At 49.0% G+C, this 23,028-nt stretch carries 23 protein-coding genes and 2 tRNA genes; 15 read left to right on the plus strand and 10 right to left on the minus strand.

From position 1 onward, the window contains the following. The first annotated feature begins 41 nt into the window (after nucleotides 1-41). The 3 genes from I8H75_00515 (at nucleotide 42) to I8H75_00525 (ending at nucleotide 1,908) form a co-directional block, all read left to right on the plus strand. Nucleotides 42-115 (plus strand) — tRNA-Cys (locus I8H75_00515). Next, complete coding sequence (gene mvaD / locus I8H75_00520; protein MBH2005826.1) at nucleotides 116-1,051, plus strand: diphosphomevalonate decarboxylase; 936 nt, start codon at nucleotides 116-118, stop codon at nucleotides 1,049-1,051. Further along, nucleotides 1,048-1,908: a hypothetical protein gene (locus I8H75_00525; GenBank protein ID MBH2005827.1), complete on the plus strand. Its 861-nt coding sequence runs from the start codon at nucleotides 1,048-1,050 to the stop codon at nucleotides 1,906-1,908. The genes mvaD and I8H75_00525 overlap by 4 nt, the downstream gene beginning before the upstream one ends. Here the strand turns inward: I8H75_00525 and I8H75_00530 are convergent. The 4 genes from I8H75_00530 to raiA are packed head-to-tail and all read right to left on the minus strand — an operon-like array spanning nucleotide 1,864 to nucleotide 4,695. After that, complete coding sequence (locus tag I8H75_00530; GenBank protein ID MBH2005828.1) at nucleotides 1,864-2,622, minus strand: heme-dependent peroxidase; 759 nt, start codon at nucleotides 2,620-2,622, stop codon at nucleotides 1,864-1,866. The genes I8H75_00525 and I8H75_00530 overlap by 45 nt on opposite strands. After that, the gene (locus I8H75_00535) at nucleotides 2,619-3,311 is read right to left on the minus strand and encodes a tetratricopeptide repeat protein (GenBank protein ID MBH2005829.1); all 693 of its coding nucleotides are present in this window, start codon (nucleotides 3,309-3,311) and stop codon (nucleotides 2,619-2,621) included. Before I8H75_00535 ends, I8H75_00530 begins: the two co-directional genes overlap by 4 nt. Beyond that, nucleotides 3,311-4,156 (minus strand): RNase adapter RapZ, encoded by an 846-nt coding sequence (gene rapZ / locus I8H75_00540; protein MBH2005830.1) that lies wholly within the window; start codon nucleotides 4,154-4,156, stop codon nucleotides 3,311-3,313. Before rapZ ends, I8H75_00535 begins: the two co-directional genes overlap by 1 nt. Beyond that, nucleotides 4,153-4,695, minus strand: coding sequence for a ribosome-associated translation inhibitor RaiA (gene raiA / locus I8H75_00545; protein MBH2005831.1), 543 nt, complete (start codon nucleotides 4,693-4,695; stop codon nucleotides 4,153-4,155). The genes rapZ and raiA overlap by 4 nt, the downstream gene beginning before the upstream one ends. 66 nt (nucleotides 4,696-4,761) lie before the next feature. Here raiA and I8H75_00550 point away from each other — a divergent pair. Both I8H75_00550 and I8H75_00555 read left to right on the plus strand, forming a co-directional pair. After that, nucleotides 4,762-4,838, plus strand: a tRNA-Asp gene (locus I8H75_00550). A 115-nt stretch (nucleotides 4,839-4,953) separates the two neighbouring features. After that, a complete protein-coding gene (locus I8H75_00555; protein ID MBH2005832.1) occupies nucleotides 4,954-6,534 on the plus strand; it encodes a S8 family serine peptidase in 1,581 nt (526 codons plus the stop codon). A gap of 120 nt (nucleotides 6,535-6,654) precedes the next feature. Here I8H75_00555 and I8H75_00560 read toward each other — a convergent pair whose 3' ends face one another. Then, nucleotides 6,655-7,494 (minus strand): lysophospholipase, encoded by an 840-nt coding sequence (locus I8H75_00560; protein MBH2005833.1) that lies wholly within the window; start codon nucleotides 7,492-7,494, stop codon nucleotides 6,655-6,657. An 84-nt stretch (nucleotides 7,495-7,578) separates the two neighbouring features. Between I8H75_00560 and I8H75_00565 the strand changes: the two genes are divergently transcribed. The 7 genes from I8H75_00565 to I8H75_00595 all read left to right on the plus strand — a co-directional run bounded on the left by I8H75_00565 (nucleotide 7,579) and on the right by I8H75_00595 (nucleotide 15,510). Then, a complete protein-coding gene (locus I8H75_00565) occupies nucleotides 7,579-8,385 on the plus strand; it encodes a symmetrical bis(5'-nucleosyl)-tetraphosphatase (GenBank protein MBH2005834.1) in 807 nt (268 codons plus the stop codon). A 62-nt stretch (nucleotides 8,386-8,447) separates the two neighbouring features. Then, nucleotides 8,448-11,096: an insulinase family protein gene (locus tag I8H75_00570; protein MBH2005835.1), complete on the plus strand. Its 2,649-nt coding sequence runs from the start codon at nucleotides 8,448-8,450 to the stop codon at nucleotides 11,094-11,096. Next, entirely contained in the window at nucleotides 11,093-11,704 is a 612-nt protein-coding gene (locus I8H75_00575; protein ID MBH2005836.1) for a CPBP family intramembrane metalloprotease, read from the plus strand. Before I8H75_00570 ends, I8H75_00575 begins: the two co-directional genes overlap by 4 nt. After that, a complete protein-coding gene (panB, locus tag I8H75_00580; protein ID MBH2005837.1) occupies nucleotides 11,701-12,474 on the plus strand; it encodes a 3-methyl-2-oxobutanoate hydroxymethyltransferase in 774 nt (257 codons plus the stop codon). The genes I8H75_00575 and panB overlap by 4 nt, the downstream gene beginning before the upstream one ends. Nucleotides 12,475-12,504: 30 nt before the next feature. After that, nucleotides 12,505-13,137: a DnaJ domain-containing protein gene (locus tag I8H75_00585; GenBank protein MBH2005838.1), complete on the plus strand. Its 633-nt coding sequence runs from the start codon at nucleotides 12,505-12,507 to the stop codon at nucleotides 13,135-13,137. 97 nt (nucleotides 13,138-13,234) lie between these two features. Further along, nucleotides 13,235-13,426: a hypothetical protein gene (locus I8H75_00590; protein MBH2005839.1), complete on the plus strand. Its 192-nt coding sequence runs from the start codon at nucleotides 13,235-13,237 to the stop codon at nucleotides 13,424-13,426. A 71-nt stretch (nucleotides 13,427-13,497) separates the two neighbouring features. Next, nucleotides 13,498-15,510, plus strand: coding sequence for a hypothetical protein (locus I8H75_00595; protein ID MBH2005840.1), 2,013 nt, complete (start codon nucleotides 13,498-13,500; stop codon nucleotides 15,508-15,510). On the opposite strand, the gene I8H75_00600 is transcribed toward I8H75_00595, so the two are convergent. Beyond that, a complete protein-coding gene (locus I8H75_00600; GenBank protein MBH2005841.1) occupies nucleotides 15,459-15,788 on the minus strand; it encodes a hypothetical protein in 330 nt (109 codons plus the stop codon). The genes I8H75_00595 and I8H75_00600 overlap by 52 nt on opposite strands. Nucleotides 15,789-15,901: 113 nt before the next feature. Here I8H75_00600 and I8H75_00605 point away from each other — a divergent pair, with 113 nt between their 5' ends. Continuing rightward, nucleotides 15,902-16,393 (plus strand): acyl-CoA thioesterase, encoded by a 492-nt coding sequence (locus I8H75_00605; protein MBH2005842.1) that lies wholly within the window; start codon nucleotides 15,902-15,904, stop codon nucleotides 16,391-16,393. Here I8H75_00605 and I8H75_00610 read toward each other — a convergent pair. Together I8H75_00610 and mutY are read right to left on the minus strand one after the other, a co-directional pair. After that, complete coding sequence (locus tag I8H75_00610) at nucleotides 16,368-16,643, minus strand: hypothetical protein (protein MBH2005843.1); 276 nt, start codon at nucleotides 16,641-16,643, stop codon at nucleotides 16,368-16,370. The two genes, I8H75_00605 and I8H75_00610, sit on opposite strands and share 26 nt — an antisense overlap. After that, nucleotides 16,640-18,229 carry an A/G-specific adenine glycosylase gene (gene mutY, locus I8H75_00615; protein ID MBH2005844.1) on the minus strand — a complete coding sequence of 530 codons (1,590 nt, stop codon included), beginning with the start codon at nucleotides 18,227-18,229 and terminating at the stop codon, nucleotides 16,640-16,642. Before mutY ends, I8H75_00610 begins: the two co-directional genes overlap by 4 nt. A 20-nt stretch (nucleotides 18,230-18,249) precedes the next feature. Here mutY and I8H75_00620 point away from each other — a divergent pair, with 20 nt between their 5' ends. Continuing rightward, a complete protein-coding gene (locus tag I8H75_00620; protein ID MBH2005845.1) occupies nucleotides 18,250-19,863 on the plus strand; it encodes a S1 RNA-binding domain-containing protein in 1,614 nt (537 codons plus the stop codon). Nucleotides 19,864-20,136: 273 nt separating this feature from the next. Here the strand turns inward: I8H75_00620 and I8H75_00625 are convergent, their stop codons facing one another. Together I8H75_00625 and I8H75_00630 are read right to left on the minus strand one after the other, a co-directional pair. Beyond that, nucleotides 20,137-20,772 carry a hypothetical protein gene (locus tag I8H75_00625; protein ID MBH2005846.1) on the minus strand — a complete coding sequence of 212 codons (636 nt, stop codon included), beginning with the start codon at nucleotides 20,770-20,772 and terminating at the stop codon, nucleotides 20,137-20,139. Continuing rightward, nucleotides 20,708-21,124 carry a 4Fe-4S dicluster domain-containing protein gene (locus I8H75_00630; GenBank protein MBH2005847.1) on the minus strand — a complete coding sequence of 139 codons (417 nt, stop codon included), beginning with the start codon at nucleotides 21,122-21,124 and terminating at the stop codon, nucleotides 20,708-20,710. The genes I8H75_00625 and I8H75_00630 overlap by 65 nt, the downstream gene beginning before the upstream one ends. 168 nt (nucleotides 21,125-21,292) lie before the next feature. Here I8H75_00630 and I8H75_00635 point away from each other — a divergent pair, with 168 nt between their 5' ends. After that, nucleotides 21,293-22,834: a DUF1566 domain-containing protein gene (locus tag I8H75_00635; protein MBH2005848.1), complete on the plus strand. Its 1,542-nt coding sequence runs from the start codon at nucleotides 21,293-21,295 to the stop codon at nucleotides 22,832-22,834. Nucleotides 22,835-23,028 lie beyond the last annotated feature (194 nt).

Below are 23,028 nucleotides of genomic sequence, written 5' to 3' on the forward strand. Positions count from 1 at the left end.
ACGCCCCGAAGGGACTATGGCATAGCGAGGGAACTGTTTGGGGTGCCGTGCTCGAGTGGTTAGGGAGCGGTCTGCAAAACCGTTAACATCGGTTCAATTCCGATCGGCACCTCCAATGCTTCCCGTTACAGCCCGCGCGCATGCGAACATCGCTCTCATTAAATACTGGGGCAAAGTTCCTGGACCCGGTAATTTACCGGCCGTGGGTTCTTTATCGTTGACGCTGGATTGTTTTTACTCTCAAACGACAATCCAAGCATCGGAAGCCGATCGATTTATCTTGAACAGCGAAGTACAGTCTGGTGCTTCCAGTCGACGGGTATTTGAATTTCTTGACCCAATTCGAAAGCCGGGGGAACGGTTGGAGGTGGTATCGAAAAATTGCGTTCCAACAGCGTCGGGGCTTGCTTCCTCGGCTTCAGGATTTGCAGCTCTCAGCGTGGCTGCAAACGCATTTTTTAAGCTCGGCCTTAGTCCGCGTGGCCTCAGCGAACTGGCGCGAACGGGATCGGGTTCGGCCGCACGCAGTATTTTTCCTGGGCTTGCTCGGATGCATCCAGAAGGCTACGCGGAGCCAGTCCAAGCCCCATCGTTTGATTTAAATCTACTGGTGGTGCATTGTTCCGATTCAAAAAAACATAGGGATTCAAGAACGGCCATGAATCATACGGCCGAAACATCGCCTTATTACGCTGCTTGGGTTCTGACGCATCCCGAAGATTTAACGGCCGCGCTTCGCGCTTTAAAAGAAAATCAATTTGAAGCCCTTGGTCAGGCGATGGAATATTCCACGCTGAAGATGCACGCGAGCATGATGGCGGCAAAGCCAGGAATCTGGTATTTCGAGCCCCTATCATTATCGGTTCTGAATTGCCTTCGAGAGCTCAAAGCCGAGGGAGTTAAGGCTTACTTTACGATGGATGCAGGCCCACACGTCAAAATTTTATGCCAGGATCAAGATGTTCCAGTCCTGCTCAAGAGGCTGAATCAAATACCCGGCGTGATCGAGATTCTTCAGGCGAGACCGGGTCCTGGAGCGATGATTCTGTGATCAGTGCGCCAGGAAAACTTGTTTTAGCGGGAGAGTACGGGGTCTTAGAAGGTCAACCCGGGCTGGCCATGGCGGTGAACCGGCGGGTTTTTTTGGTGCCTTCACGAATTCCAAGTCCTTCTCAATTGTGGGACTGTGTTTCGAGACATTCCCAAGATCCCTTGTTTCAACTTGATTCCAGAGCGCTTTATGAGGGCAAGCTCAAATTGGGCTTAGGATCTTCGGCTGCTGCTGCGGTTTGTATGGCAGCTTATGCGGATTCTCAAAACGTATATGAAGTTGCTCTGAAAGCGCATCGAAAATTCTCAGGCGGTTTCGGTTCTGGGATTGATATTGCTGCCTCGTTTACAGGCGGATTCATTCGCTTTGAAAGAGGCGTTGTTACTTCGCTGAACCCTAACCAAAATGCTCAATACTTGACGTGCGTATTTTCAAAAAAAACACAAAGAACCAGTGATTTTTTAAAATCCTTTTTGGATTTCAAAAATCGATCGACCAAGCGATACGATGCTCTTGTGGAAACGCTTGGGCAAAATAGCGATGCCTGGCAGGACTGGTGGACCGGTGCTCTAGAGTGGTCGGATGTATCAAATTTGATGATGGAAAACATTCAAGCACTTCGCCAATTAGAAACGGGAGCGGGAATCCCGATTTTGGGTCACGCGTTTGACGCGATTGAGTGCATTGCCGGGCAGCACGGAGCTTATGTGAAACCGAGCGGTGCTGGCGGTGGCGATACCCTGTTGTGCTTTGCTTTGCCAGAGAAACAAGAAGTTTTACACCGAGATTTACTCAAAGCCGGCTACGGGGTCTTAAACCTTGGATATTTTGAACCCGGCGTTCAGATCGGCGAGTGAGATGCGATTGCCGAGGTAAAAAGTCCCAAACTCCGCAAAACGGGCGCTTGCTTCATCGAATCGCATTTCCGTCACCAGATGTTTAAAATGAAGCGGATCATCGGAAAACAAAGTGACTCCCCATTCCCAATCGTCGAATCCAATCGAGCCACCGATCATCTGGAGGACTTTGCCCGCGTAAGTGCGCCCAATACTCCCATGCTCTTTCATCATCCGACGGCGCTCTTCCAAGGGCTCAAGGTACCAGTTGGCTCCAACCGCCCTGCTTTTACTCATGGGATAAAAGCAGACGTGTTTCAGATCAGGCAAAGCAGGTTTTAATCGAGCATCCAACAGGGCTTGTACTTCTGGGCTTGTGGCGCTTTCAGAGCTGACATAGTTGCTTAATTCAACGACCGATACGTAAGAGTAGGTGGGGACTAAAAAATCGAATAAACGTGATTTTTGCAGACGCTGTTCGGTTTTTGAAAGTTCGTGCAAATCGGTTCGAAGGTTTAAAAAAAGATAATCTGCCTGATGGCCTAGGATTTGATAGAGCCCAAAAGCACCGGAACGGTTTGAATTCACACGCTCGAAGCTTTCTAGAATTTCTGAAAATTCGGATTGAATCTCTTCTTGAGCCGCATCAGAAAGTTGGCGCCATTGGGCCTGATCGAACCGGCGAAAGTCATGCAAAATATACCATCCTTCAAGAGTGACCATTTTTCCGCTCATAGATTCTCCGCAATCCTCATTCGTTCGTGCAATTTGAAACGCCTTGCATAAGCAGGGTCACGTTGCAAGACTTGCTTCCAGCTCCGAATGGCGTTTTGAGGATCTTGATTCATCACGTATGCCATTCCTTGATAGTGCCATGCTGGCACGTAATGAGGGTGCTTGGAGAGAAGGCGTGCAAAGATTAGCAGGGCTTTGGAGGGGTTCGAATTCTGGATGTACGAACGTGCCAAGTCCGTGGCTTTTTTAGGATTCTTGAGCATTTGAATCTCTGCCAATCCCGACTGAACTTTTGCTTTAAGATCCGTGTGAGGAGATACCTTCAAGTACAGTTTCCAAGCCTGTTCGCCTTTTATGTCATTGCTGGATCGAAGACTCGCCGATTCGAGTGAGATTGCGCCCATCAAGAATAGAGCGTCCAAGCTTGCTTCGGAAAGAGGTTCGCTGCTTTGTAGGACGAATTCGAGTTCTTCAAAACTGCGATTGGGATTGCCTAAAAAAAAGAAACAGCGCGCCAGCAAGTTGCGAGCGCCGGGTAGAGTGGGTTGATCATCCAACAAAAAAGATAAGATTTTCGAGGCTTCAATAAATTTCTGCTGTTCAAAGAGCTGCTCAGCCATGGCATAGCTGGGTTTGGGCTCAGGTTTTGGGGAGCAGGCTAAAAAGAGCAACAGCCAGAGAATTTTCATCACTTTTCCAGATCCCGGTGGGTGATTTGAAATTTGCAACCGGATTGGGCAAGATGTTTGCCGAGTTTTTCTACGAAAGCGACCGAGCGATGTTTCCCTCCCGTACATCCGATGGCAACGGTTAAATAAGACTTTTTTTCAGCTTTGTAACACGGAAGCAAAAAATCGAGCAAATCGATCAAGCGATCGATTAAGGGATTGGCTTTTGAATCTGAAAACACAAAATCGGAGACTTCGGGTTGAAGACCCGTTTTGAGTCTTAGGGCATCGATAAAATGAGGATTTTTAAGGAAACGGACATCAAAACATAAATCAAGCTCCGGAGGAATTCCATGTTTAAAACCAAAACTCATCAGGCGCACAGACAGGCAGTTCTCCGGTTCCATTCCGGCTAATCGGCTGATCTCGGTCTTTAATTGGTGGCTGTTGAACCCATCCGTTGAAATGGTTTGCTCGGCCAGGCTCGCTATTTCGGATAACCAGGCTCGCTCGTTTTGAATGCTTGCTAAGAGACCTCGACCGTTTGAATCCATTGGGTGAGGGCGACGTGTTTCCTGAAAACGTTGAATCAAAGTGGCATCCGAGGCGTCTAAGAACCACAGCTGGATGGGCTGCCCTTGGGCAAGTACCTGCTTCCAATCTTCAACAAATTGATTGATTCCTTCTCCGCTGCGTGAATCGACGACCAGAGCTAATCGGCGCAGGGGATGTCCTTGTTGAGAAAGTTCGATGAGTTTCAAAAAAAGCTCGGCAGGCAGATTATCCACCACAAAGTAGCCAAGGTCCTCCAAGGCTCTTGCGGCAGTGGATTTACCTGCCCCCGATAATCCGGACAGCGCGATCAAACCGCCTCGATCAATCCGAATTTTTGATTCTTTTTTCGGTAAAGAATGTTGAGATGCTCGGTTTTGGCGTTTAAAAAGACCAAAATTTCGCTTCCTAGGAGATCCATTTGCAGGCAAGCTTCATCCAACATCATCGGCCGGGCTTCGACTTCTTTACTCTCAATAATATTGGCTGGCAGATTGCTGGAATGCGCATCAATCTCCGCCAAGGTGTTGAAAGTGACCCGTTTGCGTGCACCCTCTTTGACTTTATGGTGGGAAAGACGATCTCGATACCTTCGGATTTGATTCTCAAGCTTCTCAACCGCCCGATCAATGGAGTTGTAGAGATCGCTGGAGTCTCCTTTTCCGCGTATGAGCATGCCATGGGAGCTGATCTGAATCTCCGCTTTCTGGCCATGTTTATCGGCGCTCAAGACTACGTGTGAGTACGCGCTGTCATCGGTGTATTTTTTTAAATGATTGTTAATTTTATCGACTGCATGTTGCCTAAGAGCCTCGGTGGCTTCCAAATGACGAAAAGTAACTGAAATTTGCATTTACAAATCCTCCTCTCTTGACGAACCTAACGGAATCATTCTACAAGGGCAACTCCTCCCTTAGGTGGGGTGGTAGTTAAGTTGGTTATAACGCCGGCCTGTCACGCCGGAGGCCGCGGGTTCAAGTCCCGTCCACCCCGCCATTCCCCTTCAAGATAATTTATAACACAGTAAGGTTTACTTTAAGCTTTATTTTATATTATTATTTTCATATCGACTAAATGAGATCGATATAAATAATACAGGGGGATACTCAGAGTGTTTAATATTATTTTTTTATTTGTGATATTGGCAGCGCCATGGGCTTTTTCTGCAGAATACCGAGCGGGTAGCATTTTAGTGAAGCGTAAAGAAACGGGTTCTGTGAGAGCGATGAGCGATATCCATATACAAGCCAAAACGTTTCGCGTTCGTCGGTTTGAGCATCCCAGAGGACTGGAATTGGTTCAGGTCAATTTGGGCCAAACGATGGAAAAAGCTTTGGCAGCTTATCGAAACGATCCAAGCATTGAATACGCCGAGCCAAATTACATCGTTCATGCGGTTGGCACCCCCAATGATCCTTATTTTCAGCATCAATGGGGTTTGAACAACGAGGGTCAAACTGGCGGAATCTACGATACCGATATCAACGTGGTTTCGGCCTGGGATCGCTTTAAGGGTAGCGCATCTGTGGTTCTAGGGGTGATTGATACGGGAGTTGATTACACCCATCCGGACCTCAAAAACAATATCTGGACCAATTCACTCGAAATTCCCGGTAACGGGATCGATGATGACCATAATGGCTATATCGATGACGTTCACGGGATTAACGCTCTCACAGGGTCTGGGGACCCGATGGACGATAATCAGCATGGAACCCATGTCGCTGGAATTATGGCTGCAGAAGGCAATAATGGAATTGGGATCTCAGGCGTTGTGCAAAAAGCAAAAATAGTTTCTTGCAAATTTTTGGATGCGGAGGGTTCGGGAGATACTGCCGGGGCGATTACCTGTATGAACTATTTTGCTGCTTTGGCGAAGCGAAGCCGAGATCCGGTTCGGATGTGTGCAACCAATAATTCGTGGGGAGGGGGATTGGAATCGCAGGCTTTTGTGGACGCGGTTCGGGCTCACCAAAAATTAGGCATTTTGTTTGTTGTGGCTGCCAGCAATGAGAGCAATGATAATGATGAAAACCCCTCCTTTCCATCGAATATTAGTCTCAGCAATGTGATTTCTGTGGCTGCGGTCGATCACAAGGGTCGATTGGCTTCTTTCTCAAATTACGGAAAACACTCGGTGATGGTGGCGGCTCCCGGCGTCGATATTTTAAGCACCACCCCAGACTCGAGCTATGAATATTTGAGCGGAACTTCGATGGCGAGTCCTTTTGTGGCCGGTTTGGCTGGATTTATCAAAGGTGCGCATCCGGATATGGACTGGGTATCTCTCAAGAACCTGATTCTTGCAGGCGGTAAGCCCGTGCTTGGAGCCATCAATACCACCGCGACCGGCCGCTTAATACGAGCCATCGGTCCCCATGGAACCGGTTCGATATCGTGTCATGATCAGGTGGTTCAAGCAAGGCTTTTGCCGCTCGGCAATGCTCATACGATGGTCTTGGGCGATTCGCTGAAACTTTCGCTGCTGAAGATTCGTTGTGCAGAGTCTACACAAGCAAGATTGAGCATGGATTTAGTGAATATCAGCGGAAATCTTTTAAATGACTTGGGGAAAGAGAAGGACGATGTCGCTTACGATGGTGTGTTTAATGGAGCCTTTACTCCCAAGGCAAGAGGATTTTATGTCTTAGCTTTCCCGAACGGAGATCCTGTGCACGTTACCGTTCGGTGATGGGATTGCTTCGTCGGCTACGTCTCCTAAAGATGAGGATTTTTTTCTTTGAGAGAGAAAAAGATCGCGCTCTTCTTGAGAAATTTAAAGCGTACCATCGGGATCAAATCCAAGATTCGCTTAGAAATCCGGATTGGAGGGCTGGCTGAGCCATCTGAGCAGATCTTGGATGGGTTCTTCTCGTTGGATTTCGTTGTAGATTTCATGGTAGAGCCCTTCGTAAATTTTCAGGATTGAATTGTGACTGCCAAGGCAAGTGAACCACTCTTGATTCGTCTGAAAATCAACGATGTGGTCTTTGGCTGAGAGCTGAAGTAAAATGGGGGTGTGAATTCGCGGAGCCAGATCAAACACTTTTGGGCGGATGTGAGTCATAATCTCAAACCATCGAGCGGTGACGTGATGAAAGACCAGAGGATCTTGCTGGAAAGCTCGTATCTTCGCTGGGTCATGCGTCAGGTACTGAGCCTCCAAAGTACTTTTCAGCGAAAATCGAGGGGCTACACAGGAAAGAAGGCGGCTGGCTTGACGTTTCCAAGGCGGAACTTTTAGGGCGATTTCAATGAGAGGAGATGACAGAGCCAGGCCGGTTAATGGCCTGCCAGGCTGGGCGGCGTAGAGCATGGCGACGAGGGCGCCCATGCTGTGGGCGACTATCCCTATTTTCGAATCCTGATTGAGATCACACGCGTATCGAATGGCCGCATCCAGGTCTTCAACGTATTGCTGGATCGAATCAATATAACCCCGATCTCCATGCGATCGGCCATGCCCTCGCAGATCCGGTGCCACAACGTTGAAGCCAATGGCATGGATACGCTGAATCAATTCTTCATAACGACCCGAGTGCTCGGCAAAACCATGAACCAGCACAACGGTTTGAGACGGGCCTTTCACAAGCGCCTTGCGGAGGAAAAGCTTCGTTCCATCAGCCGAATGAATCCAATCGGAAGCTTTCATCTTCCCTCCTCTGGCACAAGAGTTTGCAATTGACAAGTGAACTGCCTTGCTGTGCGACCGAATGATGCGCTATGACCTTCGTCGATGGCTACTTACGCAATCGGTGATATTCAAGGCTGTTATCAAACTTTTCGAGCACTGCTAAAGCGCGTTGCTTTTGATCCAAAACACGATCGCTTGTGGTTAGCGGGAGATTTGATCAACCGTGGTCCCAGGTCCTTAGACGTTTTGCGCTACGTTTTTGATCTGCAAGATCGCGTGACCTGTGTGCTGGGGAATCATGAAATCTATTTGCTCGCGCTGTACCATGGGGTGGTGCAGCAAGAAGCTCCTGATCTGCAACCCATTCTAGATTCCAAGCATGGGGACGAGTTGGTTGGCTGGCTTGAGTCTCAGCCCCTCCTGCATGTTCACAAGAGCTTTGCTTTGGTCCATGCGGGAATCTTTCCTTTGTGGAGTGTGCGCCAAGCGCAGAAAGAAAGCTTGCTCATTGAGCATTACTTGCAAAACAGCCAGGTGGGTGCCTTTCTAGCGTACGCTTACAGCCATCAAGAAGAGAGAGGGCGTCAGACTCGCACAGGCTATGATCGCGCAGCATTCGCTTTGCATGCCTTTGTTCATATGCGTACCTGCCAAACGATCAGTCGGATTCGCTACGGCTACAGGGGAAGTCCAGAGCTGGCTCCCCAAGGCTATCGACCTTGGTACGCCATCAAAAATCGACCCGCGTTGAGCCATACGATTTTATTTGGCCATTGGTCCGCACTGGGACTCCGGGTCCATGCCAACTGCATTTCGCTTGATTCGGGTTGCGTCTGGGGGAATTCTTTGACGGCCTATCGTTTGGAAGACGGCGCTATTTTTATTGAACCATCCGTAGAAAATCGATAGATATCCTCATTCGTATGAGCAAACGGATTTTAATTTTTCTTTGCACGATAGGTGGTTTTGGCATGGCAGCGAAATTTGAGATGGTTCGAGAGTTTGAAGGCATTCAGGAATATCGGATGTCGAATGGTTTATCGGTTCTACTGTTCCCCGATTCTTCCCAGTCGACGGTGACGGTTAATATCACGTATCTGGTGGGATCTCGACACGAAGGCCGTGGTGAAACAGGCATGGCGCATTTACTCGAGCACATGCTTTTCAAAGGAACGCCTCAATTTCCAGATGCTAAGGGCGTCTTGCAGAAACATGGAGGGCTCTTTAATGCCACCACCTGGCTTGATCGAACCAATTATTTTGAGACCATGCCTGCAAGCGATGAAAATCTGAAGTTCGGGCTGCAGTTCGAAGCGGATCGCATGACCCACGCCTGGATTCGAAAGCAGGATCTGGTTTCCGAGATGACTGTTGTTCGAAACGAATTTGAAATTGGCGAGAACGATCCGATTGGAGTGCTGCATGATCAAATGCTTTCAGCGGCTTATCGCTGGCATAACTACGGTAAAAGCACCATTGGAAATCGAAGCGATATTGAACGCGTTCCGGTTAAAAACTTAAAGGCGTTTTACAAAAAGTATTATCAACCGGACAATGCCGTATTGATGATTGCAGGAAAATTCGATGCTCAAAAGGCTTTAGGCTATGTCAACGAATTTTTTGCGAAGCTCCCCAAGCCCAAACGCAAACTCGACTTGACCTATACGGAAGAGCCTGCACAAGACGGCTCGAGGCAGGTTCGTTTGATGCGATCGGGTGAGGTGGCGGCGGCTGGCGTCGTGTATCACGTACCCGCGGCGGCCCATGCAGACTTTGCAGCGATTCGAATCTTAGTTGAGCTGTACGCGCAAGAGCCCGGTGGATTTTTGTATGAGCAATTGATCAAAAGCGGCAAAGCTTCTGAAATGTTTGGCATGGTTTACCCGTTGGCTGAGCCCGGAGTGCTTATGATGATGGCAAAACCGGTGAAAGCAGAAACCGTCGAGGTGCTTTTGACGGATTTAATTGCCGACTTGGAGCAAAAGCAATCACAGGCTATTACGAGCGAAGCGGTTGAGCGTGCCAAGACACGCATGCTCAAAAATTACAAAATGATGGCTTCGGACAGCAAAAAGCTGGCTTTAAACCTCAGCGAGTCCATTGCTCAAGGAGATTATCGTCTCCATTTTTGGGCACGAGACCAGATTAAAACCGTTTCTTTGGAAGATGTTCAGCGTGTTGCTAAGAGCTATTTGATTGAAAGCAATCGGACTGCAGGGGTCTTTGTGCCGACCTCCAACGCGGCACGAGCAGAAATTAGCCAGGTCAAGGACATTGCCGGTATGCTTTCAACGTATCGTGGCTCGGAGCAGACCGAGCAAGGCGATGATTTTGAAGCAACCCCTGAAAATCTGGAGAAGCATATTTCCCGAGTCGAGCTTCAAAATGGCATCAAAGCAGCCTTTCTTCCCAAAAAAACACGGGGCCATGGAGTGAAAGCGAATTTCATTTTGCGGTATGGAACCGAAACTAGTTTAACGGGTCAGAACGAAGCCACGGCTTTGTTGCCGCATTGGATGATGCGCGGGACGCAGAAGAAGAGCTTTCAGCAGATTCAGGATGAGTTCGATCGATTGCAATCCACGGCGCGCTTCAACGGTACACCGGGTCGGACCACCGTTGAGATCAGCAGTGACCGAGATAACATCGTTTCAGCGATACGGCTCGTGGCTGAGATTCTCAAATCTCCCGCTTTATCGGTGGATGAATTTGAGATTCTTCGCAAAAAAGAAATGAGTGAATTAGAAGAAGCACTCGCGGATCCCAAGACCCTCGGATTCAATGAGTTAGATCGAGAACAGAACCCCTGGGCTCAGGATAGCATCCATTACGTGCCCACCATTCCAGAACGAATTTCCGGGCTAAAAGCGTTGGATCCGGCGCAGGTTCAGCAGCTCTATCATGATCAGTATGGTGCGAGTCACTTAGAGCTGGCCTTGGTCGGTTCGTTTGAGGTGGAAGCGGTTCAGCATGCGCTGAACGAAGAGTTTGGGTCTTGGAAGGCAAAGCAATCTTTTGAGCGCATTATCAAGCCTTATCGGCCTACTTCCGCGGGTTTAAAAGTCATCCAAACACCCGATAAGCAAATGGCACTTTTAGCGATGGGCATGAACCTGCCCTTGCAAGATAATGCCACGAACTACCCCGCTATGCGAATCGGTGCTTACGTGTTGGGTGAAAGCATGCAGTCTCGGATTTGGAATCGATTGCGTGAACAAGGAGGGCTTTCTTACGGCGCGGGTTCTTGGCTGGAAGCCAGCAAAATGACGGCCAACGCTTCTCTGGGCCTGTATGCGATGGCAGCGACGGATAATGCAGAAAAGGCCCTCAACGCTTTGAGCGAAGAGTTGAACAAATGGCAGAGCAAGGGCATTACGGAGCAAGAGCTTCAAGAAAGCAAAGAGAGCTTTTGTTCCATGGTGCAGAATATGCTGGCGAACGATGCTTACGTGGTTGCAAGTTTGAGTGGGAACTTGGAATTAGGCCGGACCTTTGAATTTCAAGCGGATTTGCTTCAACGAATCCAAGCGCTGACAACGCAAGAAGTTCTGGCGGCCATTGAGCAGTACACGAAAACAGCTCCGATTGCTCAAGTCAAAGCGGGAGACTTTAAGCATTGAGAATCCAGGCGGCTTGGGCAGCGTTCGGGCTTTTGCTTTGCTTGGCGCTCTTAAAGCCGCTGAGTGGAGACCTCGCTTTTTTGGCTGCGTTTGCCTATCAGATCTATGTGCCAGGCTGGATACGTCCCATGGATAGTCCCTTGGCCTTTCTAAATACGGTCGATTTACGTTCTTTCAAGTTCGTTCTGTGGCTGGCCTTCATCACGTTTTCGCTCTACGGGGGATTTTATTTTTTAGCCCAGACTGGTTGGGCCAGTCGAGCGGGCTATCAAACGGCGTTTTTTCCAGCGAAGCCGAATACTGCCATGCTATGGAGTTTCTGCGTTCAATTTTTGTTTGTTGCGCTTGCGGAGGAATACTTCTATCGCGGATTTTTGCAGAAAATTTGGGGAGGTCTCTCAGGCGTTTTGTGCGTGAATGCCGCTTTTGCTTTGGGGCATTTTATAGGAGAATACGATCCCGTTAGGCTTCTCCCCTTTTTCCCAGGCCTTCTTTTCTCTTGGATTTACCATCGCTCAGGAAGCCTGTTCGCGGTTACTTTGTTTCATGCCCTTTGCAATAGTTATTCGGAATGGTTAGCAGCTTCGTTTCATTGGAGCCCAAAATGATTCGCATTCAAGATTTGTTGAAGAAAAAAAATGCTTCTGAACCAATTGTCATGCTAACGGTCTATGATGCGGCCTTCGCTCGAATTCTGGATGATTCAGGGGTCGATATTTTGTTGGTGGGCGATAGTCTGGGCATGGTGGTTCAGGGGCAAGAGACGACTTTAGGGGTTACGGTCGAACACATCGTCTATCATACGCAGATGGTGGCACGTGCCGCTCATCGTGCGCATCTTGTTTCGGATATGCCATTCATGAGCTATCAACACGATGTGAAAGAGGCTCTTCTAAACGCTGCTCAGCTGATGGTTGCTGGGGCTCATGCTGTGAAGTTGGAAGGCGGTTTGCGAATTGTGCCTACGGTGCAAGCCTTGGTGGAGTCGGGCATTCCGGTCATGGGGCATCTGGGCCTCACTCCGCAGAGTGTTCATGCGTTATCGGGCTATAAGATGCAAGGCAAAACCGAGCAAGCTCGGAAGCGATTGCTTCAAGAGGCATTGGCCCTGCAAGAGGCAGGAGCTTATGCGTGTGTGTTGGAGTGTATTCCTTCGGATTTAGCGGGCGAGATAAGCCAAGCGTTGAGCATTCCAAGCATTGGAATTGGAGCGGGTCCACTCTGCGATGGACAAGTTTTGGTATTGCACGATATGCTCGGATTAAACCCAGAGGCAAAGCCTCCATTTGCTAAAGAATATGTGCAAGGGAAGGCCCTGGTGCACCAGGCTTGCGAGGCCTATGTGAACGAAGTCCGCCAGCGTGTCTTTCCTGCGTAGGTTTGGTGTTTATCCTGAGGGTAGGTTTCTATGTCGGTTCAGTTTCAAGATTACTATAAAGTGCTGGGTGTCAGTCGAAAGGCTACAGCGGATGAGATTCAAAAGGCTTATCGCCGATTAGCCCGTCAGTATCACCCAGACATGAATCCAGAAAAAAGCGCAGAAGAAAAATTTAAGAAAGTTTCGGAAGCTTATGAAGTTTTGAAGGACCCCGAATCCAGAAGAAAATACGATACGCTCGGTTCCAACTGGAAAGCCGGCGATCATTTCCGAACATCGCCAGGCTTCCAAGACGTGCACTTTGATTTTAGCCATGCTGGAACGGGTAGCGGGTTCAGCAGTTTTTTCGATACGATTTTTGGCCATGCTTCGGAGCCGAATCGCGACTCTGAAACCACTCTCGCACTGAGTCCTTGGGAAGCGGCTTTGGGTACACAGGTCACACTCAAGACCTTATCTGGGACTGTTAAGCTCAAAATTCCTGCGGGCTCTCAAAGTGGGACACGCATGCGTTTGAAAGGCAAAGGAATGTTGACTCGCAACGGTGCAAGTGACCTCTACGTCACTTTGGAGATTAAGATTCCGACGTCTTTAAGTGCACGGGAGAAAGAGTTGTTTGAGACACTTCAAAAGGAGTCTCGTTTTCAGGCACGAAGCCGGTGATTCGATAGCTCGCTCCTGCTGCAACGGCTTGGCAAAATGTACAAAGTAGCGAGTTTGGTGCTGGCTTCAGGGACAGGTTCAGCGGGTTGGCGCTTTGGTGAATCGGTTGCTGGAGCCTTCGTGCGAGAACGATCGTCGCTATCAAGACACAGATATTTCTGAAAGCGGGACTCTGAATCATTTGGATTTTAACCAAGCGCCATTCTCGAGCGATGTTCCTTCCAAGGGCTTTGATTTTGTCTTGTGTCTGAAGGCAGACAGAAAAGAGACGATGCATGCGTCACTTTAAGCATCACAAAGTCGGCTATTTTAAATAAATAATGCTTGTTTTTAATTATTTATTTGAAATAAAATTTAATCATGATGAAGAACTTATTGGGCGCCTTGATCGTGTGTATTCTCTGTTTTGAGGTCGGGTGCTCTGCAAATTCGGAGTCTACGCAATCTGCGAATGTGCAAAGCGATGGCGTGACTTCTACGGTTCTTAACCTGGATTATGAACGGATTCTACAGTGTGCATATGCTTTTTATCCATTGGGATTTCCGACACCTGTATCGAATGCCATGAGCACTTTTAAGAGCTGTTTGAGTACAGAAAAAGGACAATCGATTGTTTGGAGCCTTGGGAAAGATTCCATGGTGCTTCCAGCTTTGATTGGGGAAGCGCTTCCCGTTGAGCAGATCGCGTTATTGCCGGACTTGTGGAACACGTCTTCGCCTGTGTTTCAAAGATGGCCCAGGCATTTTTTGCAAGCCGCTTTCGAACCAGCTCAGGCAGAGGGACTCGTTCATTTTTTCAGCGCGGTATGGAACTTAACCCAGAAATCGCCCAGCGATTTTCCTGCGGATGATCCTTACGCAACGCAGTTTTACTGCGGCGCTCAATCGACTCAGAATTCCAGTGAATGTGCCAAGGGTTGCGACCGCTTTTGCGACCGGATTGCTTCGATCAATCAAGCCGAAGCCAGTGTTTCAGGGATGCAGGCGACTTTGAGTTCCGCGTCCAGAGAACTCGGTTTGCCTGCCGTCAATACGACTCTCTCGGTCGGCTCTCAAGAGCGATTGTCCATTACGAATGGCACTTTCTGTGGGACGGTTGCCTTTGGGGACAAGACGCTGACAGCACAGGGGAAAAGCGATGTTTACATTGCCGCCATGAAGCCAGATGGAAGCTTTTCTTGGGTTTCTCAGATTAAGAGCGGGGCTGAAAGCTCGCTGGATAGTTACTCAGTTTCGCTTTTATCGGATGGATCGTCTCTGGTTACCGGCCTTTTAAGTGGAAGCGCTACCTTGGGTCAAATAACCATCGCATCTTCGGGGCAGAAGAGCGCATTCGTTGCCAAAATAAGGATGGATGGAAGTTTTGCTTGGGTCTCTCAGATGACCAGTGATCAGTGGGTTGAAATCAGTTCCATCTCCACTTTGGCAAACGGCTCTTCGCGAGTGACCGGTAGTTTTCTTGGAACCGCTGTTTTTGGATCCAAGGTATTGAGCTCTCAGGGAAGTGAAGGCGCGTTTATTGCCGAGCTGAATGCCGATGGAAGCGTGGCTTGGGTCAGCCCGATGAGAGCAAACGCGGATGGGTGGGCGCAAGGATCCATCGTATCGGCTCTCGCAGATGGCTCTGCTTTGGTGACGGGTACTTTTCAGGGAAGCGTTGCTTTTGGGGAAACGATTCTGAATTCTGTTGGAGAAAAAGATGCGTTTATCGCTAAAATTCAGGCAAATGGGACTTGGAGTTGGGTGACGCAGATGAGCGGGCAAGTTGAAAGTCCAACGGTGTCTGTTTTTGGAGACGGCTCCTCGGTGCTGGCCGGGTATTTTGTGGGCGATGCTTTATTGGGCAGTACCCGATTGACTGCTGCGGGAACGAGAGGGTTGGATGGCTTTGTCGCTAAAGTGGGAGCGGATGGAAGCTTTGTTTGGATCAGGCAGATGAGCGGTGCCGATTCTCTGTGGAGCCTTGCGGTGGTAGCGTTAAAAGATGGCTCTTCGGTGGTCTCGGGTAGTTTTTATGGAAAAACGATTTTGGGCGATATCACTCTGAATCATTCTGGGCATCAAGATGGTTTTATGGCTAAATTGAATGCTCAAGGAGACTTTCTATGGGCTCAAACGATGCCAAGCACCGAATGGATGGATGTTTACTCCCTCTCAACACTATCGGATGACTCCTTCCTGTTGACCGGTATTTTTAAACAGCAAGCTATCTTTGGAAACACCACGCTGACTTCAGCAGGAGGCCTTGATATCTTCATTGCGAAGTTAAGTTCAGCTGGCGCCTTTGTCTGGGTTCGCCAAGTGGGAGGAAGTGGAGATGATTACGGGAATTGGGTCTCTGGATCGGGCGAGCCAGGCAAGGGTTTAGATTGATGGTGTTGCCACTTTTCCAGCTTCTTCTGTGTGTATTCGGCTAAATCTTGTGGAGATTTGCCTTGTGAAAAATAGATCGACAGTGCGACAAGCACAATGTCTACGCATTCGCCAGCAATACCGTCTGCTCCCGCGGTTTTATGTTGCGTGCCGGAGGCGTTTTGGGCAATCAAGACTTCTTGGGCGAGTTCACCGGTTTCTTCTTGCAGTTTGACCATGCGTTGCAGAAGAGTTTTGGGCTCTTGAAGAGACAGCTTTTGGATGAGCTCATGGTTCATGGTTGAAACTCCCTATTAAAAAACCCAGCCTAGCCCAAGCTTGCGTTGGGGTAAAGATGGTTGAAGTATGGACGCGTTCACGCTACGCAGTCGCATGAGGCAGGAGAACTCTTATGACCCTTCGTACCGTTGAAAATACCTATGTCGAGATGACTCAAGTGGTTTTACCGGTGTTTACAAACGCAATCGGGACTGTATTTGGTGGCCAAATTGTCAGCTGGATCGATATTTGTGGAGCGGTATCGGCTGGGAGGCATGCACGGGCGCCCGTCGTGACAGCTTCGATCGATAGCGTTCACTTCATCGCTCCTGTGAAGCAAGGGCAAATTGTGATTTTAAAGTCGCAGGTGAATGCGGTTTTTAAAACCAGCCTGGAAGTGGGTGTGGTTGTGCTGGCAGAGAATCCTTTAACGGGAGAACGTTACAAAGCTTGTCGTGCTTACTGTACCTTCGTGGCACTGGCTGAGAATGGCAAGCCTATGAGATTACCGCTGATTGAGATCAAATCCGAAAAAGACAAAATCCGTGCGATGGAGGCTCTTACGAGGCGTCAAATGCGTTTAAGCGCTCGCAAAGATTTTAAACCTGCTCACGAATCAAGATGAGAGTTGCTCCGACTGCGAGCCATAGTACGATTCGTTCAAGCGTAAGCCGAGGGTATAGAGAGAGCAAGGCAATCCCGCTGCTGAGCCAAGAGGGCCATACAGCGAATAAGAGGAAGCACAAGAGTTTTGCTTGCCGAAGAGCGAAAAGATCCAGTGCATCGAAGGTCTCAACACCGGAGGCAGGGTGCGCAAAAGACTTTGCCAGCGATCCCAAGCTGAGCAGCCATAGAAATGCCAGTGCCCAAATCACAAGATTCTTCCAAAGCTATCGAAAACTTCGGCCGCTGTGTACGATTTTCCATTTCCAGAGCGTCTGAGGATATGGTTCAACCTTGTTTTATCTTTGGGGCTGATCTGAAGATTGGGATAGTTGAGGTTCATTCGAGATCGTACGATCAATCCGCTCATGTGATGAATCAGTAAAATGGTCTGATCGGGCTGTATGGCTTCAACAAAACCAATGTGGTTAAGTGACTTGGGCTGATTTCCGGTATGAAAGAAAATTAAATCACCGGGTTTGGGGTTTTTTGAAAAGATCTGCCCAGAGTCTTTGACGACTTTGTATATCGCCTTGGTTCCTTCTGCGTTGCCAAGAGGCCAACCCGCAGCATCATAGATCGCTCGAACGGTTCCGGAGCAATCTGCGCGATAGGTTTTTCCATTCCATTGGGCTGCTTTTTGACCGATCAAGCTTCTCGCGTAGGAGACAGCGTCGGTTGTGGGCGCTGCAGGAATTGCTTGGCGAATGTAGCGAATCGAAGGTCGGTTGTGAACGCAAGCAACAGGCCCCGAAAGAACCCAACACAAAAGACCTGCTTTGAGCAACAGAGCTTTGAACGCCGCGGACAGGCCCACCTTTCTGAGATCCGATTTGAGGATCCAATGGCCCTTGGGAACCGCATTTTTCATGGAAATGACTTTAGCATGCAAATGAAGATTGCGGTGTGACAGCGTTCGCTCGATCGAGATAAATGAGCCGCAGGATTTGTTTTTCAGTTCAAGGGTTCGAGTTAATGTTTGAAAATCTTCTTCCAGACTTCTCGGACTACTGAGTGCGTTCGGGGGAGCGTAGAGGCCTTTAAAGAGCAGGTCTTGCTGATTTTTTTCCAGCCAGATGGCGTCAGAGGTATGAACCAGCGCGCACACTCGATCCAGTCGAGATTTTTGTGTTTTGAGGAGCTTCACCGGCCGTTCTGGGATATTTTGTTGCTGATGCGCTCGACATCCCGATAATAAAGGGCAGTGATGGCAATCGGGATGAGTGGGTTTGCAAACTAAAGCGCCCAACTCCATCAAGCTTTCCTGCCAAAGCCGACAATCGGGAGCTTCTTGAGCCAGTTCCAGGCTCATTTGTTCGAAGTGCTTTTTTCCAGTTGAATCGCCCCAGGGCGTCTCGTCATTATACAGTCTTGAAAATACGCGAGCGATGTTGCCATCTACAACGGCCGAAGGCTGATTGTAAGCGAATGCGACAATGGCGCCAGCGGTGTAGGATCCAATACCCGGAAGCTGGCTTAATTCGCTTGCATGGGTGGGAAACAGACCCTGGTAACGACTCTCGATGATTTGAGCACAACGATGAAGATTTCGAGCACGAGAATAATAACCTAGGCCGGACCAAAGCGCGAGAACGTCGTCTTCATGCGCTTTTGCCAGATCTTGAACCGTTGGAAATCGTTCTGTAAAGCGTTTGTAGTAGTCCAATACCGTCGATACTTGGGTTTGTTGCAGCATGATCTCAGACAACCAGACTCGGTAGGGAGTCCGGTCGTGACGCCAGGGTAAGTCACGCTGATTTGCTTGAAACCAGGATACAAGCTTGTCAAAAAATATCATATGAGCTAATCAAAATCGCTATGGAATCACAAAACGCGCCCATTTGGAATGCCATCCATACGGCTGAGGTTACCCACACAGCGGAGCACGGACTTCACGTCAAGATGGGTGAAGTCGAGGCTTTCCTCCCGAAAGAAGAGCTTGAGCAGTTTCAAGGCATGCTGAGCAGTACCGTTCGGGTTTATCTTGAAAACCCCAAAAGGCCGTCCGTGTCTTTATTGAAAGCGGAAGAACTTTCGGAGATCGAGTGCATTGAAGCGGCGATGCAAAAGAACGAGCCTATTCAAGGCATGATCGTTGCTCCCATCAAAGGAGGCTTTAGCATTGCGCTTCTCGCAAAAAGCCGAGAGGAAGCGGAGAGAGGGGTTGGGCTTCGAGCTTTCTTGCCGTTCAGCCATGTCGGATTGGATCCGAAGATGCTTCCGGAGATGAACGACCGTGAGCCCTACTGGTTTAAAGTGAAGGACTTTAAGCCTACGGAAGGCAATATCATCGTGAGTCGACGTTCTCTTTTGCAGAAAGAAAGGCGTGAACACCAGAAAGCATTTTGGGAGAGCACGCAGGTTGGCGATGTGGTGAGTGGCACGGTGAAATCGCTGGTTGCGTACGGGGCTTTTGTCGAATTGGAAGGGGCCGATGCTTTGCTTCATGTGTCGGATATGTCCTATGAGCAGCATCCTACCCAGAAGGAGCGCGTGCAAGTAGGCCAAGAGCTCCAAGTCAAAGTGTTGGAAATTGATAAGAAAGCTAAAAAAATCAAAGTTGGCTTGAAACAACTGAAAAAAGATCCTTGGCAAGAAATCGAAGATGAATACAAGATCGGCATGGATGTCAGTGGAACGGTTGTGGCCCTTTCCGATTTCGGCGTGTTTTTGCATATTGCCGAAGGTCTTGAAGGTTTGGTTCATAGCAGCGAAATTTCTTGGCAGCGGGTGAAACACCCATCGTCTTGCTTCAAAATTGGAGACGAGGTTCGAGCTCGAATTTTGCGATTGGATCAAGAAGGTCATCGCATTTCTCTGTCCATCAAAGCTTTGTTAGAGAATCCGGTTGAAAAACTGGCTGAAAAATATCCAGTGAGTACGATTGTTAAAGCCAAAATCGTTGGCATTAAAGAATACGGCTTGTTTGTTCAGATTGACGAAGGTGTCACGGCGTTGGTTCACATCGGTGAGATTTCCTGGACACGTTCGGTAGAACACCCAAGTGAGCTCTTTAAAGAGGGCGATGAAGTCGATGTGGCAGTCTTGGGTTTTGACTCCAAGCGTCAACGTGTCTCCTGCTCCATCAAGCGTACGAAAGACGATCCGTGGATTTCCTGGAAATCTAAGTACGCGAAAGGTTCTCGCCACGAGGTAACCGTGAAGCGTGTGTCGCATGCAGGATTCGAGTGTGAATTGGAGCCCGAATTGGTGGCCTTTTGCTCCACGCGAGAAATGGGAGATACGCCGGTGAAACAAGGGCAAACCCTGCAGGTTGAAGTCATCGCTTGCGATCCGGTGCAGCACAAAGTGAGCATGAGCGTCAAGGCTCGCATTGAAAAAGAAGCGCGAGAAGATTACGATGCATACTTAAAGCGCAGCGAAGGACAAAGTTCAAAAGCAACCTTAGGCGATCTGTTCCGCAAGCTTTAAGCAATATGGATTCTCGGTGGCAAACAAGTAACCGTGCCTATTTTCTGTCGGCTGGGATCTTGAGACAGGTAATAGATTTTGGGTTGATTGGGCAAGCTTCAATGGGGTCCGATGCGGTGGCTTGACTTGATCTCAATGGCGTGAGCCTAAAAAAGTTTCTGCCAGGATTGAAAGATAGGTTTCAACAATCTCTGGAGCATACTCCATATTTTGCCGCGTTTTATGGAGTTTGGTGAAGTGATTTTATCTGGTGCGCTATTTCTGTCACTCTGCTTAAAGTTCTGCGATGACTCCGTCGGCTCCTTCCGACAGCCATTTTTTGGCGGTTTCGGTATCCGGAGCTGTCCAAAAAACGAGCGGGTAACCCTTCGGAGCTTTCGTCAGGGACGACCGATCGATGTGGAGAGCCTGTACCTCGATATCCCTCGGAACTTGGATGCTTTGTTCGGATTCAAACAGCAAGCCGATTGGCCATCCAGACCAAGGTTTCAACAAGGCTGGGTTAAAACTTGAGATCACGACTTCAATCCGGTGCTCGTGCCTTTTCAAAAGCAGCATGATGTTTTCTGCGAGAATTTCAGGATTCCAAGGTTTGCAATCCTTGAGCTCTAGATTAACGATGCCATTTTGCGGCATGGTTTCGAGGGCTTCTTCTAGGGTGGGAACGCCTAAAACTCGAAGTTGATCGGCCGAATGTTCCCAAACAAAGCCAGTGCCTGCGGTGGTTCGGTCGAGTGTTTCATCGTGCAAAATCACTGGGATGCGGTCTTTGCTTAAAAACACGTCGCATTCAAAGCCATCGGCACCTAATTCGAAAGCTTTTTGAAAAGCTAAAATTGTATTTTCAGGAGCCTGTTGTCGTGCGCCACGATGCGCCAGGATGAAAGGTTTTCGAGGCCAAGTGTACATAACGCAGTATGGGTATCCTTTGAGGGCACGCTTGTTCGCAGGCATGGCAGTTTGTGCAAGAAGCCATTTCACGAAGCGCGCGCTCGGGTTTGAGCAGAGATCGCATGGGACTCAGATTCTCCGGACAAGCGAAATCGCATTGTCCACAAGTTGTGCAACGACCGGGCTCATGAGCTATGGCTCGGAGCTCTTGGGTGCACGGTAAAAAAGACTCGGAGAAATAGTTTCGTTTGAATTGCTCTATCCCAGGAGTCCTGTCGCTCCAGGGCCAAAATTTTCGAGCATAATGGACGAAGCCGACGGAGGCTAAAAAAAGTTGGGCATAGATCCATTTGAAATGGCGGAACTTCACGATTCTGTTCTAGCATGTTCAGTTGAATTTCTCAATCGAGCGTCCGATTGAAAGTGTTCTCAAGAAGCCGTAGCTACGCAAGCATTTACAATGCTAAAAAGGGAGCGTAAGAATGCAAAAAGTAGGTTTTTGAATGACCTCGTCAATGAGAGGAGAGTGTTTATTTATATGAATCAAGTCTTCGTTTCTATTTTCTTTATTTTTGCTCTATCCCCCAACTTGTTTTCCTGGAATTTGCTGGGGCATCGCCCCGCTTGGTTGCAAGATGCTTGGTCCGAGGTGGCTCGAATAGGCCAACAGATCCAAGACAGTATTCGAGAGGTGAAACCCCTTTCGCTGGGTTCGGCTTGGGCGCCACTGACTCGCGTCGGCGGTGACTACATCGCGCAGATGACCCAGCGGCATAGGCGCATCCAAGAACTCCGGCAAAAGATCCATAGGCTGCGCCAAATAGACAAGGCTTCGGAAGCTTCGGCCGCGGAAGAAGAGCTCTTGCGGTTGATCGAACTGGGGGATTTACCCGAGAGGCATTCGAAGGCAGGAGCTCTGAAGATTGGGCTGGAGCTTCTGGATGCAGTACCCGGCGAGTTATCTCTGCCTGCCTCTAAAGCCAAGGATTCGGTACCGGGGCTACGCTTGGTTCCCGGTGCTGGTGGCCCGCCGCCTCAACCGAACCCTTTGCCGGCAGACGTGCGTAACGACTTACCCGATCCTGGGATCCCTTGGGGGATCAGTGGACGCGTTTTCAGAAACAAGACGCTTATAAATTCTACGATAGCGCTGCTGAGTCTTAAGTGTCAGCTTTTACAGCTTGAGTATCAGCTTTCACACCAAGCACTCCATAAACAGGAGATGGGCTCGTCAATGTGTCAAGCATTGGTAAGAACTTCGAGCGCGTCAGGGCGGGTCTCTGCTCAGGCCTCGCAGGCCGTTGCTCCTGTCGCTTCGCCGGGTAGGTGCTCGGCGCAGATGATACAATGGGGTCAGTCTAGCGGAGTTCACGAGTGGGATAGATCCACGCTCGGACGCAAAAGAATTTTGAGTAAGAAGCCGAAGCGATCGAACCATAGGCTGGACAAGTGGTATACCTCTCGGATTCCGGGCAGACTATCTGCTCTGGAATTGGAATCCAAACGTCCAGAGAAAGAAATGAATTTCACAGATGCCCACGCTGATATGAATCAAGTATTCGCAAGAACTTCGAGCGCGTCAGGACGCATCTCTGCTCAGGCCTCGCAGGCTACTGCTCCTAGCGATGCCTCTACTCAAAGCATATTGTCACCCAATATCGTCTATACGGAGGCGATGCGTTCAGATCCGTTTAGGCAACTTGGCGATTGGTATAAAGGCCCACGCGATGCCCAAGACGTAGCTGCTTTGGAATGGGAATCCAAACGTTCAGAGGAAAAAATGAGCTGGACGAATGCCTGCGACTACGCAGCGGATCGTTCGTCGGAAGGGTGGCGCTTGCCAACGATTTGGGAATTAGAAGTGCTGTTTAAGAAACGCGGAGGAGATCTCGGTGAAGGGTGCCACTGGTCTAGCACAGGGGTTTTTGGAACCCCCAGTTTCTGGGCCCTCAGTGCCGATGGTAAGGTAGACGAGGAGTGCAACAACCCTGGCGATATCTGCGACGATTATCTTACTACTGATAATTTTGTTCTTTGTGTACGATCTCTTCCTACCAGTAGACCGCCTGCTAGTCAATGAATCTCGGGGTCTGAATTAAGTCCTGAGAAGCGTTGCCTTCTCAGGTACTCGTAGGCGAAAGTGTTTGGATATGGGTTGAAAGATTGCTCGACACGTCAGAGAGTGTGCAGGCATGCCGTGCATGCCCAACCCTGAGGGAGTAAAGTTTATTAAAGTAATTTGAAATTCCATCTTTAACAGCTTGTCTAAAAGCC

This window comes from Myxococcaceae bacterium, from assembly GCA_016000045.1.
In the GTDB taxonomy this organism is placed as follows: domain Bacteria; phylum Myxococcota; class UBA727; order UBA727; family JABDBI01; genus AER2-1.